Source organism: Streptomyces sp. NBC_01217, assembly GCF_035994185.1.
GTDB lineage: Bacteria > Actinomycetota > Actinomycetes > Streptomycetales > Streptomycetaceae > Streptomyces.
This window is the reverse complement of record NZ_CP108538.1, coordinates 3,673,983-3,688,781: the sequence shown is the minus strand read 5'-3', so window position 1 is coordinate 3,688,781 and position 14,799 is coordinate 3,673,983. Positions and strand designations below refer to the sequence as shown.

Below are 14,799 nucleotides of genomic sequence, written 5' to 3'. Positions count from 1 at the left end.
GACCGATGGGGCTTGTGGGGTGGGTGGTAGAAAGAAACCCTGCCCGGTACAGGTTGAGTTGCCGGACCGGTCCGCACGAAGGGGGACGTGCTGCTGGCCGGCGGTGGCATCTGGTTCGCCACCGGCGGGAGCGACGAGGGGCCGGGGCCCACGGCGGGGGCGAGCACCGATCCCGGACCGGGTTCCACGAGCGACGGCAGCGACGGCAAGGGCAAAGCCAAGGACCGGGACCAGGGCACGCACGACCTCCGCGCCGAGGCCGACGCGCTCAACGCCGAGCGCGGGCCCGGCGAGGCGAGGGACCTCTGGCTCCAGGAGGGCGGCGTCGACCTGCCGCGCAACGGCTCGGACGTGTACGGCCCCTGGATCGTCGGCGACACCATCGTCAAGGCCATGTTCCACACGCTCACCGGGTATTCGGTCACCGACGGCAGCCTGAAGTGGCGTCTTCGCATGCCGTCGGAGCTGTGCGCGGCGCCCTCGCAGGCCACCGCCGACGGCAGGATCGTCCTCGGGATCGAGACCGGCACCGCGGACGACGCGCTCTGCAACTCCCTCCAGATGGTGGATCTCACGACGGGCAGGGCGGGCTGGCGCAAGACGTACAAGCGCCAGGGCGCCTGGGATCTGCTCTCCGACGTCTCGATGGCGATCAACGGGGACACCGTGACCGTGGGGCGCACCAGCAGGACGGACGCATTCCGGGTCGGCGACGGCAAGGTGCTCTTCGGTGAACTTCCGGGCAACTGCCAGCCGTTCGGCTTCGCGAGCGGTCCGGTGGCGATCGCCGCCACCAGCTGTCGGACGGCGGCCGACGACCACAAGGAACAGCAGGTGCAGCGGATCGATCCGGTCACCGGCAAGGTGCTGTGGACGTACAAGGTCAAGAAGGGCTGGGAGATCGCCCAGTTCTACTCTGTCAGCCCGCTGGTCGTCTCGCTGAAGCAGGAGGACAAGTGGGCGGTCATCGTGCTTGGCGAGAACGGCACCTACCGCTCCCAACTGGTCGGCGGCACCGACGACTACGCGACGAAGTGCGGCGGTGACCTCCTCACCCAGGGCAAGAACCTCGACAACTGCCTCGGGGTGGCGGCCGACGACCGGACGGTCTATCTGGCGACCAGGCCCGGCGAGGACGACCTCACCCCCACCAACCAGGTCGTGGCCTTCGACCTGAACACCGGCCGGGCGAAGTGGAAGGCCGCGGCCCCGGCCGGGCAGACCCTGATGCCGCTGCGGGTGGAGGGCGGCAGGCTGCTGATGTATCTGGCGGCGGGCAGGAACAAGGGCGGTGGCATCGCGTCCCTCCCGCCGGCCGGCGGCGCCCCGCAGATGGTGCTGCGGCACCCGGTGGCGGCGGCCCAGGTCGAACGGGGCTTCTTCGATTCCAGGGTCGCCTATCTGAACGGGCGTTGCTTCCTCGTGCACGCGAGGATCAGCGGGATCGAGGACGACGACGAGAAGTCGATGAAGTCGATGGCGGGCTTCGGCAGCTGACGGGCCGGGGCGTAACGGGGGCATCACGGGGCGGTTCTCCCTTGGGAACAGGGGGCGGACCGACCCGGTGCCCCCGGTGTTGCGGGTGGTACAAAGAAGCCCCGCTCGACTGTCGTAACGCCGCGGGATCCATGCCCGATTCGCTCCTTTCCGAGGAGTTCTGGGGGTCTTGCCGGACCCTTCGAACTCTGCGGAATCGCGGGGGAGAACGGAACGGGCACCGGACCGCACGAAGGGGGACGTGCTGATGACCCAGCCACCCAGCCAGCAACCGCCGCAGGGAGGCTTCGGCGCACCGCAGGAGCCGCCGCAGGGAAGTCCTCAGCCGAAGCCGCAGGGTCCGCCGCCGAGCGGCCCGCCGCAGACCCCGCCGCCCGCGCAGCCGCCCCAGGCCCCGCCCGCCCCCCAGACCCCGCCGCCCGCGCAGCCCGGTTACGGCTATCCGCAGACGCCCGGTCAGGCGCCGGGCCAGGCCCCCGGTTACGGCTACCCCCAGCAGCCCGGACCGTACAGCCAGCAGCCCGGTCCCTACGGTCAGCAGCCGGGTCCGTACAACCAGCAGCCCGGACCGTACGGTCAGCAGCCCGGACCGTACAGCCAACAGCCGGGCCCCTACGGTCAGCAGCCCGGTTACGGCTACCCGCAGCAGCAGTACCCCGGCGCACCGGCCCCCGCCGGCCCCGGCGGTGGCAACCCCCTCAAGCGCAAGCCCGCGCTGATCATCGGCGCCGCGGTCGTCGCGCTCCTGGTGATCGGCGGCGGCATCTTCCTCGCCACGAGCGGGAGCGACGACGACAAGAAGCCCGTCGCGCACAAGAGCGACGACGCCAAGCCGAGCACCTCGCCCTCCGTCGACGAGGGCAACGGCAGCGGCGACGGCCGCGAGAGCGACGAGGACCTCAACGCCGGTCGCAAGGAGGGCGAGGCGAAGGTCCTCTGGCTGCAGAAGAACGACATCGACCTGCCGCGCAACGGCTCGGACGTGTATGGCCCGTGGGTCGTCGGTGACACCCTCGTCAGGGGCATGTACCGCTCGGTCTCCGGTTACTCCGTCGCCGACGGCAAGCAGAAGTGGACGCTGAAGCTGCCCGCCGACCTGTGCGCGGCGCCCTCGCAGCCCACCGCCGACGGCAAGATCGTCATCGGGGTCGAGAACGGCACCACCGACAAGGCGGACTGCTCGGACCTCCAGATGATCGACCTCGCCACCGGCAAGGCCGGCTGGAAGAAGTCGATCAAGAAGAACGGCATCTGGGACATGATGTCGGACATCTCCCTCGCCATCAGCGGCGACACCGTGACGGTCGGGCGCACCGGCAACTCCAACGCCTACCGGGTCAGCGACGGCAAGGAGCTGTTCGGCAAGTCGGCGGGCAACTGCCAGCCGTTCGCCTTCGCGGGCGGGCCCAGGCTGATCGCCGCCTCCAGCTGCCGCACCGACGACGTCGACAACCCGCAGCACCAGATCCAGGAGATCGACCCGGTCACCGGGAAGCCCAGGTGGACGTACCGGCCCAAGGCCGGATGGGAGGTCGACCGGGTCTATTCGGTGAGCCCGCTCGTGGTCTCCCTGAAGAAGGACAAGGAGTGGAGCATCCTCTCGATCAAGGAGAACGGCACGCTCCGCTCCGGACTCGTCAGCGACAAGGGCGACAAGTTCTCGCCGGACTGCGGCAACACCTTCGCCATCTTCGGCAAGTCCCTGGACGGCTGCACCGGTGTCGCCGCCGACGCCAACACGTTCTACATGGCGACCGCACCCGACTCCGGCGGAACCGCCCGTACGAACAAGGTCGTGGCGTTCAACCTGAACACCGGCAAGCCCAGGTGGAAGGCGGCGGCCCCGGCGGACCGCATGGTGAAGCCGCTGCGTATGGAGGGCGGCAACGTGCTGCTCTACGTGGAGGCCGGGTACAACAAGGGCGGCGGGATCGCCACCCTCGCACCGGCCGGCGGCACGGTGCAGATGGTGCTGAAGCACCCCGTGTCCACGGCAGAGATCGAGAGCTCCTTCTACAACTCGAAGATCGTCTACGCGGGCGGCCGTTCCTTCATCGCGAGTGGACGGGTCAGCGCGCGCAACGACGAGGAGGAGCTGGAGACGAAGACCATGATGGCCTTCGGCAACTGACGGCTCACGAAGGCTTTCCACGGCCCCGACCCACCGACTCCCTTTTCCCAGAGGTACGTACGCCATGACGCAGCCCCCCCAGCCGCCCAACGAGCCGCCCAACGAACCGCCCCAGGGCGGATTCGGAGCCCCGCAGGACCCCCCGCCGGGCGGGTTCGGAGCGCCGACCCCACCGCCCGCGGGCACCCCGCAGACCCCGCCGCAGCAGCCGGGCCCGGGTTACGGCTACCCGCAGGGCCAGCCCCCGCAGCCGGGTTACGGCTATCCGCAGGGCCAGCCGCCACAGCCGGGTTACGGCTATCCGCAGGCGCCCGCGCCCGGTCAGCCGCCGCAGGGTTACGGATTCCCGCAGGGTCTGCCGCCCGGCCAGCCGCCGCAGCAGGGATACGGCTACCCGACCGCCCCGATGCAGCAGCCCTACCCGCCGCAGCAGAACGGGAACGGGGGCAAGAAGTTCAGCACCCAGATGCAGATCATCGTCGCCGCGTCGGTCGCCGTGGTGCTGATCATCGCCGCGGGCGTCTGGTTCTCCTCCAGCAGTGGTGACGACGGCAAGAAGGACCAGGCGTCCCGGTCCAGCGGCGGCACCGAGGGCAAGGGTGGCGGCCAGGGCGGCGCGGTAGGTGGCGGCGGCAAGGAGAAGGCCCCGGCGGACCCCAAGTCCAGGGTCGCCTTCCAGCTTCCGGAGCCGAAGGTCGACGACGTCACCAAGGTCGACGGCTCCTGGCTGACCGACAAGGCGTATGTGAAGACCGGCATGAACGAGATCGTCGGCTACGACATCGTCAAGGGCACCAAGCTGTGGTCGATCCCGCTGGCCGGCCAGCTCTGCGCCGCCTCCCGGCACATGTCCAAGGACTACAAGACGGCCGTCGCCTTCGAGGCGGGCAGGCCGACCAAGGCCAAGAAGTACCAGCCGTGCAACCAGGTCGGCGCGATCGACCTGAACACCGGCAAGCTGATGTGGAGCAAGTCGGTGACCGCCGCCACCAGCGGTGACGAGCCGGTCAGGTACGACGAGATCACGCTCAGCGGCACCACTGTCGCCGCGGCCGGCACCGAGGGCGGCGCGGCGTTCGACCTCGATACCGGCGCCGAGCGCTGGAAGCCCAAGGTCTCCACCGACGGCTGCTACGACTCGGGTTACGGCGGCGGCGAGGCGCTCGCAGTCGTCCGCAAGTGCGGTACGTACGACGACCCGCAGCTCGTCATCCAGGCGCTGAACCCGACCACCGGCGCCCCGCTCTCCTCGTACAAGATGCCGCCCGGCGTCGACTACGCGAGCATCGTCTCCACCAAGCCGCTGGTCGTCGCGGCCGACGTCGGCGACACCGCCGGTGACGGCAGCGGCATCTCGGACTTCTTCTCGATCGACGCCGCCACCGGCAAGCTCCTCACCAGGATCGCGGCGGACGGCGAGAAGTACGCCGCGCGCTGCGCCTCCACCGAGGTCGAGAGCTGCCGTGCGGTGGCCGTCGGCAACAACCGCATCTATGTGCCGACCGAGGACCACGAGGGCACCGGGGAGTACGGCGACACCAACGAGATCGTCTCCTTCGACCTCACCACGGGCAAGCCGACCAGTGACCGGGCCGACGCGGGCGAGCGGTACACGATGTTCCCCTTGCGCATGGACGGCGGCAACATCATCGCGTACAAGTCGCCCCCGTACGACAAGGGCGGCCAGATCGTCTCCATCGACGGCTCCACGTTCAAGCAGACCGTGCTGATGGAGAACCCGAGCGAGAAGTCCGTCCGCGACGCCGAGACCAGCTTCTCGGGGGACTACTCGGAGATCCTCTACTCCGCCGGCCGGCTGTGCATCTCCCAGACGGTGATCAGCAAGGGGGGCGGGAGCTCGCTGATCGACAAGGAGTACCTCGCCATCTCCTTCAGCACCGGCTGATCCCCGCGCGGGATCCGTGCCCCGGCCCTGCCGGTCGATCATTCGACCGGCAGGGCCGATCGTTTTGCGCCTGCTTTCCGCCCGCTGAATGGCCTTGAATGGCACATAATCCGACACTCCGGGGGTCTTCTGCCCGGTAAGGGGTCCGCAACGTCGAACAAGCGTGTAGCTTGCCGGGTCAGGGCGGGCCGGGGGCCTGGCGCCGGTGCTACGGGGGTGTGCTCGATGGGCGTGCGGCTCATGGTGGTCGATGATCACCGACTGCTCGCCGAGGCGCTCGCCTCGGCGTTGAAACTGCGGGGCCACCGGGTGCTCGCGGCGGCCGCGCCGGCCTCGGGGGCGGCGGAGCTGGTGGTCAGCAGGGCTCCGGAGGTCTGTCTGTTCGGTACCGCGGCGCCCGCGGCCCCCGGCGCCTTCGACGCGATCGTACGGATCCGGCGGGAGCGCCCGCAGGTGGCCGTGGTGGTGCTCGGCCCTGTGCCCAGTCCGCGCGGGATCGCGGCGGCCTTCGCGGCGGGCGCCGCCGGATACGTCCGGCACGACGAGCGCATGGAGGGTGTCGAGCGGGCGATGGTCAAGGCGCGCGCCGGGGAGGCCGCGGTGGCGCCGCAACTGCTCCAGGGCGCCTTCGCCGAGCTGCTCAATCCGGCCGCGGCGCCGGACGACGAGGGGCAGCGGCTGCTGCAGATGCTCACCCCGCGCGAGGTCGAGGTACTGGTGCGGGTCGCCGAGGGCGAGGACACCCGGCTGATCGCGGCGGGGATGCGGATCGCGTCGAGCACCGCGCGTACGCATGTGCAGCGGGTGCTGATGAAGCTGGGCGTCGGCTCCCGGCTGGAGGCCGCGGCGCTCGCGGCCCGCACGGGACTGCTGGACCGGGTGCCGCTCGAAAAGCAGGAGCCCGACGGCATCGGGTGATGCGGCCGGGCCCCTGCCGAAGGCGGTACGGACGTCAGTCGTCGGCCCGGTCGGGACCGTCGGCAGGCGTCGGCGTCTGCGCCGGGCGCAGCTTCAGCCAGATCAGGAAGAACAGGCCGAGGACCAGCATGGCCAGGCCGGTCCACAGGTTGATGTGGACGCCCTGGGCCTTCTTCAGGTCCGCGTCGGACGGGCTGATCCCGGCGATGGTGACGATCACGCCGTAGACCACGAAGAGGCCGCCGATGATCCGCCGGATGTCGAAGAGACGGGCCGCGGTCGCGGACTTCTGCTCCAGTTCGGAGACTTCCTTGCGCAGGTCGGACATGGTGTTCCTCCGATCAGAACGAGTACGGGACGTAGCACAGGGCGGCGAGCACGATCGCGCCCCAGCCCAGCAGGGCCGGCTTGCGGTACCAGGCGCTGTCGCCCTCGGCCGGTGCCTCATCGGCGTCCGGGGACTCGGTTCCGTAGACCAGACCGGCCAGTTCGGCCTCCGGCTTCGGGGCCGTGAAGAGCGTGACGGCGATCATGACCACCGCACCGGCGACGAAACCGACGATCGCGGAGACGAAGTTGGCGCCCTGGTCGGTGGGGATGTCGATGACCCCCTGCTTGTAGATCACGAAGTAGTTGACCATCGCGGCGGTGGTGCCCGCGACCAGACCCCAGACGCCGGACTTCATCGAGGCCCGCTTCCAGAACATGCCGATGATGAAGACCACGAACATCGGGACGTTGAAGAAGGAGAACAGCGTCTGGAGGTAGCTCATGATGTTGGAGAAGCTGGCGGCGATGAAGGCCGTGCCGATCGAGGCCAGCACCCCGATCGCCGTGATGAGCCGGCCGAAGCGCAGGTAGTACGTGTCCGGCTGGTCCTTCTTCACGTACCGGGCCCAGATGTCGGTCGTGAACACCGTGTTGAACGACGAGACGTTCGCCGCCATACCGGCCATGAACGCGGCCAGCAGCCCGGTCACCGCGATGCCGAGCACACCGTTGGGCAGCAGCTCCTGCATCAGCAGCGGGATCGCGTCGTTGTAGGTCAGGTCGGAGCCGGGGGTGCCGATCTTCGGTACGAGGACGGCGGCCACCAGGCCCGGGATCATCACCAGGAAGACGATGAAGATCTTCGGGAACGCGGCGATCAGCGGGGTGCGCTGGGCGGCGGAGAGGTTCTTCGCGGACAGGGCGCGCTGCACCTCGGCGAAGTTGGTCGTCCAGTAGCCGAAGGAGAGCACGAAGCCGAGGCCGAGGATGATCGTCAGCCAGTTGGCGCCGAGCGGGTTGGCGTCACCGATGCCGGTGCCGCCCCAGGCGGAGAGGAAGTCGGAGCCGTGGCTCTTCTCCAGCGAGCCGGTCAGACCGTCCCAGCCGCCGACGCGCTTGAGACCCAGCAGGGTCAGCGGGATCAGCGCGGCGAGGATGACGAAGAACTGCAGCACCTCGTTGTAGATCGCCGAGGAGAGACCGCCGATGGTGATGTAGACGAGGACGAAGAGGCCCGCGACGACGATCGCGACCCACTGCGGCCAGCCGAGGAGCGCCTCCACGACGATCGACAGGGCGTAGAGGTTGACGCCCGCGATCAGGATCGCCGCGAAGGCGAAAAGTATGGAGCTCAGCAGGTGCGCCGACTTGTCGAAGCGCTGGAGCAGGAACTCCGGTACGGAGCGGACCTTCGACCGGTAGTAGAACGGCATCATCACCAGGCCAAGGAAGACCATGGCGGGGATGGCACCGATCCAGTACCAGTGCACGACCGCGACGCCGTACTGCGCGCCGGTCGCCGCCATGCCGAGGATCTCGGTGGCGCCGAGGTTGGCCGCCACGAAGGCGAGCCCGGTCACCCAGGCCGGCAGTGACCGCCCGGAGAGGAAGAAGTCGAGGCTCGTCTTCACGCTCGCCCGTGCGGCGAAGCCGATGCCGAGGACGACGACGAAGTAGATCGCCAGGATCGTGTAGTCGAGCCCGTTCGTGGGGAGCCGAAGCCCTTCGGCCAGGTAGTGCATGTGGGGGTACTCGCTTCTTTGCGCGAACTGAACGCGAAGGAAACTACGCTCTTATGTTCAAAAACTGAACAGTTTTCCTGGGGTTCTTTGTTTGATTGTGATCGCATGGCCGAAAACCTGGGCAGAAGGCGGTAGAGATCCTGCTCACATGCGCTCTGGCGGCGTCATTGACGCGTCTGTTGACTTGTGGTTCATTGTGTTCGGTTATGTTTGGAGGAACCTGGTGAAGAAGACGGTTACGACGCTCGCCGACGGCCGTGAGCTGCTCTACTACGACAGCCGGGACGACGTCGTGCGCGACGCCGTCGACAAGCGGCCCCTCGACGCCGTGTCGACCTCGTCCGAGATCCGTCGTGACCCGTTCCTCGGCGACAGCGTCGCCATCGCCTCGCACCGCCAGGGCCGCATCTACCACCCGCCGGCCGACGAGTGCCCGCTCTGCCCCTCGCGGGAGGGGCGGCTGAGCGAGATCCCCGAGGCCGACTACGACGTCGCCGTCTTCGAGAACCGCTTCCCCTCGCTCGCCGGTGACTCCGGCCGCTGCGAGGTCGTCTGCTTCACCTCCGACCACGACGCCTCGTTCGCCGACCTCACCGAGGAGCAGGCCGCCCTGGTCCTTTCGGCATGGACCGACCGCACCGCCGAATTCGCCGGACTTCCGCAGGTCGAGCAGGTGTTCTGCTTCGAGAACCGGGGCGCCGAGATCGGCGTCACGCTCGGCCATCCGCACGGACAGATATACGGCTACCCCTTCGTCACCCCGCGCACCGAGCTGATGCTCCGCGCCATGGAGGCCCACCGCGCCGAGACCGGCGGCAACCTCTTCGACGACGTCGTGGCCCGCGAGGAGAAGGACGGCTCGCGGATCGTCATCAGCGGCGAGCACTGGATCGCCTTCGTGCCGTACGCGGCGCACTGGCCCTACGAGGTCCACCTCCACCCGCGCCGCCGCGTCCCCGACCTGCGGGAGCTCGACGAGGCCGCGCGCACGGAGTTCCCACAGATTTATCTGGAACTCTTGAGACGATTCGACCGGATCTTCGGCCCCGGCGAGCCCCCGACCCCGTACATCTCCGCCTGGCACCAGGCCCCGTTCGGCGTCGCGGGACGAGAGGACTTCGGGCTCCATCTGGAGCTTTTCACCATCCGACGCACCTCCGGCAAGCTGAAGTTCCTCGCGGGTTCCGAATCCGGCATGAACGTGTTCATCAACGATGTGCCGCCGGAGGCCGCGGCCCAGCGACTGCGAGAGGTAGCGAGCGAGTGAGCAAGCCCCAGAAGAAGTACCTGGTCACCGGTGGTGCGGGCTATGTCGGCAGCGTGGTCGCCCAGCATCTGCTGGAGGCCGGACACGCGGTCACCGTCCTCGACGACCTCTCGACCGGGTTCCGGGAGGGCGTCCCGGCCGGGGCCGAGTTCATCGAGGGCCGCGTCCAGGACGCGGCGAAGTGGCTGGACCCCTCCTACGACGGGGTGCTGCACTTCGCCGCGTACTCGCAGGTCGGCGAGTCCGTCGTGGACCCGGAGAAGTACTGGGTGAACAACGTCGGCGGCTCCGTGGCGCTGCTCGCCGCCATGCGGGACGCCGGGGTGCGGACGCTGGTCTTCTCCTCCACCGCCGCCACCTACGGCGAACCGGTCACCACCCCCATCACGGAGTCCGACGCGACCGCGCCCACCAACCCCTACGGCGCCACCAAGCTCGCCGTCGACCACATGATCACCGGCGAGGCCGCCGCGCACGGACTGGCCGCGGTCTCGCTGCGCTACTTCAACGTGGCGGGGGCGTACGGCAGTCAGGGAGAGCGGCACAGCCCCGAGTCGCACCTCATCCCGCTCGTCCTCCAGGTCGCGCTCGGCCGACGCGAGTCGATCAACGTGTACGGCGACGACTACCCGACCCCCGACGGCACCTGCGTACGCGACTACATCCACGTCGCGGACCTCGCCGAGGCCCACCTGCTGGCCCTGGGCGCGGCCACCGCGGGCGAGCACCTGATCTGCAACCTCGGCAACGGCAACGGCTTCTCGGTGCGCCAGGTCATCGAGACCGTGCGCGAGGTCACCGGCCACCCGGTCCCCGAGACCGCGGCCCCGCGCCGCGCCGGTGACCCCGCCGTGCTGGTCGCCTCCGCCGCCACCGCCAGGGAGAGGCTCGGCTGGACGCCCTCGCGCGCCGACCTGACCGGAATCGTTTCCGACGCCTGGACGTTCGCCCGCCGAGAGGAGCCCACCACGCCATGACCGACAACGCCATGACCGACAACGCTGAGCTGGTCACCGCTTTCACCGAGCTGTACGGCGCCGCCCCCGAAGGAGTCTGGGCGGCGCCAGGCCGGGTCAACCTGATCGGCGAGTACACCGACTTCAACGACGGCTTCGTGATGCCGCTCGCGCTGCCGCACACCGCGCGCGCCGCAGTCGCCCGCCGCACCGACGGCGAGCTGAGGCTCCACTCGACCGACGTGCCCGGCGGTGTCGTCCGGCTCCGCGTCGAGGAGCTGGCCCCGCACCAGGGCCACGGCTGGGCGGCGTACCCGGCCGGAGTCGTCTGGGCGCTGCGCGAGGCCGGTCACCCGGTCACGGGGGCGGACATCCAGCTGACCTCCACCGTTCCCACCGGCGCCGGGCTCTCCTCCTCCGCGGCCCTCGAAGTCGTCACCGCGCTGGCGCTGAACGACCTCTTCGAACTGGGGCTCTCCGCCGCGGAGCTGGCGGTCATGGGCCAGCGCGCCGAGAACGAGTTCGTCGGCGTGCCGTGCGGGGTCATGGACCAGATGGCCTCCGCCTGCTGCACCGAGGGCCATGCCCTGTACCTCGACACCCGCGACCTCGGCCAGCGCCAGGTCCCCTTCGACCTGGCCGCCCATGGGCTGCGGCTGCTGGTCGTCGACACGCAGGTCAAGCACGCGCTCGGCGACGGCGCGTACGCCGAGCGGCGGGCAGGCTGCGAGGCGGGGGCCGCCGCGCTCGGCCTGCGGACGCTGCGCGAGCTGCCGTACGAGGGTCTCGGCGAGGCCCTGGACACCCTGGCCGCGCTCGGCGTCGACGAGTCCGTGGTGCGCTACGTGCGCCATGTGGTCAGCGACAACGAGCGGGTGGAGCAGGTCATCGCGCTGCTCGACGCGGGCGATGTGCGGGCGGCGGGCCCTGTCCTGGACGCGGGTCACGTCTCGCTCCGGGACGATCTGCGGGTCTCCTGCCAGGAGCTGGACCTGGTGGTGTCGGCGGCAGGCGCGGCCGGGGCGCTCGGTGCGCGGATGACCGGCGGCGGCTTCGGCGGCTCGGCGATCGTGCTGGTGGACGAGGCACAGGCGGACACGGTCGCGAAGTCCGTGCTGGAGGCGTTCGCCTCGGCGGGGTACGCGGCGCCGCGGATCTTCCCGGCCGTCCCCTCGGCGGGTGCCCGCCGCATCGGCTGAGGCTCTCCGCCCGGGCACATGGGCTGAGGCTCTCCGCCCGGTGCCTCAGTGGCCGAGGTCCTTCGTCAGGATGAACTCGGTGACACCGGGCGGGTAGTTCTCGACCCGCCCGCTCACCTCGTAGCCCCGCTTCCGGTAGAAGTCCGGGGCCTGGAAACCCCAGGTCTCCAGCCGGGAGCGGGTACAGCCCCGGTCGGCCCCGGCCGTCCGTTCCGCCTCGGCGAGCAGCCGTGAGCCGAGACCGCGGCCGCGATGGCGGGCGTCCACCCAGAGCTGGTCGACATGGAGCCAGTACGCCCAGGTGCGGCCGGTCAGGCCACCGGCCAAGGCGCCGCTCCCGTCCAGCACCCACACTTCCAGGGGCAGTTCCTGCCCCGCGGGGCCGGTGCGCAGCGCACGGAGCTCGGGGGAGCCGGCCGTGTTGTCGTCGTGCAGCCGCCGGCTCAGCAGGGTGCGCCGTCCTTTGTCCACTTCTGTCACAAGACGGAACATGTTTCACAGGGTACGGAGCAGAGCCTGTCAGTTCTGCGAATCGCTTTCCGCACCGGCGCCCCGGCCGTACCCTGATGCACAGCACCGGTGGGGGCCGGTGCTGATTCAGGGGTACGAGACAGTCGGGTACGGCGCCCGGGGCGGGTAGCAGTCAGAACACGGCGGCGGTCGTGGGACTGCGGTCCACCTCCCCGATCCGGGCGGCCGTACCCGCGCCGTTCCGTCCCTTCGTCGGGCCGGGGGTGGCCCAGCAACAGAGGCAGCATGGGGGTGCCTGTGGTTCGTATCCGGGTTCTCGTGGTGGACGACCACCGAATTTTCGCCGAGTCGCTCGCAGCGGCGCTCGCGGCCGAGCCCGACGTCGAGGTGGCGGCGGCGGGCAGCGGCCCCGCCGCACTGCGCTGTCTGGAACGGGCGGCCGCCGAGGGGCGGGGCTATGACGTGATGCTGATCGATGCCGAACTGGGCATCCTGGCCGCGGCGGGGGGCCGCCGGGCGCCCGTCCCGGTCCCGCGCAGCGGGGTGGACGGCCCGGTGGACGGCATCTCGCTGGTCGCGGGGGTCCGTTCTGGCCGGCCCTCGGTGCATACGGTGGTGCTCGCCGAGAAGGACGACCCGCAGCGGGCCGCGCTCGCGCTGCAGGCCGGGGCCTCGGGGTGGGTCGCCAAGGACTGCTCGCTGCAACGGCTGCTCACGGTCATCCGGGGGGTGCTGAGGGATGAGACCCATCTGCCCCCCGCGCTGCTCACGGGCGTGCTGCGGGAGCTGACGGCGGCGCGCAAGCACCGCACCGAGAGCGAGGAACTGGTCGCGTCGCTGACCCCGCGCGAGCGCGAGGTGCTGCGCTGCATGGTGGCGGGCCTGGGGCGCAAGGCGGTGGCGGAGCGGCTCTATCTCTCCCCGCACACGGTGCGTACGCACATGCAGAACGTGCTGGGGAAGCTCGGCGTGCACTCCACGCTGGCCGCCGTCGCGCTGGCCCGGCGCGCGGGCGTCGGACCGGCCGACCTGGAACCGCCCGGGATCCTAACCGGGGACGTTGTCGAACGGGGCGGTCAACTGGCGTAGCAGTCCGGCCAGTTCGCTGCGCTGGTGGGGGGAGAGCTCGCCCAGGATGGCGCGCTCCTGGGCGAGCAGGCCGGCCAGCGACTGGTCGGCCTTGTCGCGCCCTTCGGCGGTGAGCCGGACGAGCACGCCGCGGCGGTCGCTGGGGTCGGGCAGCCGTTCGACGAGGTTCTTCTTGGTCAGCCGGTCGATGCGGTTGGTCATCGTGCCCGAGGTGACCAGCGTCTGGGTGAGCAGCTGGCCGGGGGAGAGCTGATAGGGGGCACCTGCGCGGCGCAGGGATGTCAGTACGTCGAACTCCCATGGCTCCAGATGATGCTCGGCGAAGGCGATCCGGCGGGCCCGGTCCAGATGGCGGGCCAGGCGGGAGACGCGGCTGAGCACCTCGAGTGGTTCCACGTCGAGGTCGGGGCGCTCGCGGCGCCAGGCAGCAACCAGTCGGTCGACCTCGTCCTCCATGTGGATCAGTGTAGAGGGTCTGTCGACATGAAGTCTCTTGAATTCAAGTGTCTTGACATCAAGATATTTCTCGCGTGATCCTGAACCCATGACCTCACCCACCTGGGATCCACAGCAGTACCTGCGCCACGCGGACCATCGCACCCGTCCCTTCCACGACCTCCTGGCCCGCATTCCCGAGCCTCCGGCCGCCCCCGCACCCCGTGTCGCCGACCTCGGCTGCGGAGCGGGAAACGTCACCGTCCTGCTCGCCGACCGCTGGCCGAAGGCCCGGATCACCGGCTACGACAACTCCCCCCAGATGCTGGAACGGGCCCGGGCCCGGGCCCACGCCACCGCGTTCCTGGACTTCGCCGAGGCCGACGCCACGACCTGGACGCCGTCGGAGCCGTACGACGTGATCGTCTCCAACGCCCTGCTCCAGTGGGTCCCGGACCACACGGCCCGCTTCCCGGCCTGGCTGGACGCGATCACCCCCGGCGGTACGTTCGCCTTCCAGGTCCCCGGCAACTTCGACCGGCCCAGCCACGTCCTGATGCGGGAACTCGCCGAGTCCCCGCGCTGGCGCGACCGTCTGGCCGGCGAGCTGCGCCACTCCGACGCGGTGCTCGACCCCGCTGCCTATCTCGACGCGCTGACAGGCCCCGGCATCACCGCGGACGTCTGGGAGACCACGTATCTGCATCTGCTGCCCGGCGAGGACCCCGTGCTCGACTGGGTCGAGGGCACCGGCCTGCGCCCCGTCCTGACCGCCCTCGCCGACGACCCCGAGGCCCGCGAGGCATTCATCACCGAATACCGCGACCTGCTCCGCGCCGCCTACCCCCGGGGCCCGCACGGGACGGTCTTCCCGTTCCGCCGCATCTTCGCCGTCGCCCGCAAGGAGCAGCGATGATC

At 70.1% G+C, this 14,799-nt stretch carries 13 protein-coding genes; 9 read left to right on the top strand and 4 right to left on the bottom strand.

What is annotated here, in order from left to right:
• The first annotated feature begins 87 nt into the window (after positions 1–87).
• From OG507_RS16140 to OG507_RS16125, 4 genes are all read left to right on the top strand, one after another.
• Positions 88–1,497, top strand: coding sequence for an outer membrane protein assembly factor BamB family protein (locus tag OG507_RS16140; RefSeq protein WP_327367895.1), 1,410 nt, complete (start codon positions 88–90; stop codon positions 1,495–1,497).
• Positions 1,498–1,744: 247 nt separating this feature from the next.
• On the top strand, positions 1,745–3,628 hold the full coding sequence (locus tag OG507_RS16135; protein WP_327367894.1) for an outer membrane protein assembly factor BamB family protein: 1,884 nt from the start codon (positions 1,745–1,747) through the stop codon (positions 3,626–3,628).
• A 64-nt stretch (positions 3,629–3,692) separates the two neighbouring features.
• Positions 3,693–5,534 carry an outer membrane protein assembly factor BamB family protein gene (locus OG507_RS16130; protein WP_327367893.1) on the top strand — a complete coding sequence of 614 codons (1,842 nt, stop codon included), beginning with the start codon at positions 3,693–3,695 and terminating at the stop codon, positions 5,532–5,534.
• A 225-nt stretch (positions 5,535–5,759) separates the two neighbouring features.
• On the top strand, positions 5,760–6,452 hold the full coding sequence (locus OG507_RS16125; RefSeq protein ID WP_327367892.1) for a helix-turn-helix transcriptional regulator: 693 nt from the start codon (positions 5,760–5,762) through the stop codon (positions 6,450–6,452).
• 34 nt (positions 6,453–6,486) lie between these two features.
• Here OG507_RS16125 and OG507_RS16120 read toward each other — a convergent pair whose 3' ends face one another.
• Positions 6,487–6,780 carry a hypothetical protein gene (locus OG507_RS16120; protein ID WP_327367891.1) on the bottom strand — a complete coding sequence of 98 codons (294 nt, stop codon included), beginning with the start codon at positions 6,778–6,780 and terminating at the stop codon, positions 6,487–6,489.
• A gap of 13 nt (positions 6,781–6,793) precedes the next feature.
• Positions 6,794–8,464, bottom strand: coding sequence for a sodium:solute symporter family protein (locus tag OG507_RS16115; protein WP_327367890.1), 1,671 nt, complete (start codon positions 8,462–8,464; stop codon positions 6,794–6,796).
• A 223-nt stretch (positions 8,465–8,687) separates the two neighbouring features.
• Here OG507_RS16115 and galT point away from each other — a divergent pair, with 223 nt between their 5' ends.
• From galT to galK, 3 genes are read left to right on the top strand one after another with little or no spacing between them, the layout of a single operon-like run.
• Entirely contained in the window at positions 8,688–9,731 is a 1,044-nt protein-coding gene (gene galT, locus OG507_RS16110; protein ID WP_327367889.1) for a galactose-1-phosphate uridylyltransferase, read from the top strand.
• Complete coding sequence (gene galE / locus OG507_RS16105; protein WP_327367888.1) at positions 9,728–10,708, top strand: UDP-glucose 4-epimerase GalE; 981 nt, start codon at positions 9,728–9,730, stop codon at positions 10,706–10,708. Before galT ends, galE begins: the two co-directional genes overlap by 4 nt.
• 11 nt (positions 10,709–10,719) lie before the next feature.
• Positions 10,720–11,886 (top strand): galactokinase, encoded by a 1,167-nt coding sequence (gene galK, locus OG507_RS16100; protein ID WP_327371992.1) that lies wholly within the window; start codon positions 10,720–10,722, stop codon positions 11,884–11,886.
• Between the two features lie 45 nt (positions 11,887–11,931).
• On the opposite strand, the gene OG507_RS16095 is transcribed toward galK, so the two are convergent.
• Positions 11,932–12,378, bottom strand: a complete 447-nt coding sequence (locus tag OG507_RS16095; RefSeq protein ID WP_327367887.1) for a GNAT family N-acetyltransferase — start codon at positions 12,376–12,378, stop codon at positions 11,932–11,934.
• Between the two features lie 264 nt (positions 12,379–12,642).
• On the opposite strand from OG507_RS16095, the gene OG507_RS16090 reads away from it, so the two are divergent.
• On the top strand, positions 12,643–13,446 hold the full coding sequence (locus OG507_RS16090) for a response regulator transcription factor (protein ID WP_327367886.1): 804 nt from the start codon (positions 12,643–12,645) through the stop codon (positions 13,444–13,446).
• Here OG507_RS16090 and OG507_RS16085 read toward each other — a convergent pair.
• Entirely contained in the window at positions 13,405–13,902 is a 498-nt protein-coding gene (locus OG507_RS16085; RefSeq protein ID WP_327367885.1) for a MarR family winged helix-turn-helix transcriptional regulator, read from the bottom strand. The two genes, OG507_RS16090 and OG507_RS16085, sit on opposite strands and share 42 nt — an antisense overlap.
• 88 nt (positions 13,903–13,990) lie before the next feature.
• Between OG507_RS16085 and OG507_RS16080 the strand changes: the two genes are divergently transcribed.
• Positions 13,991–14,797, top strand: coding sequence for a trans-aconitate 2-methyltransferase (locus tag OG507_RS16080; protein ID WP_327367884.1), 807 nt, complete (start codon positions 13,991–13,993; stop codon positions 14,795–14,797).
• The last annotated feature ends 2 nt before the right edge of the window (positions 14,798–14,799 follow it).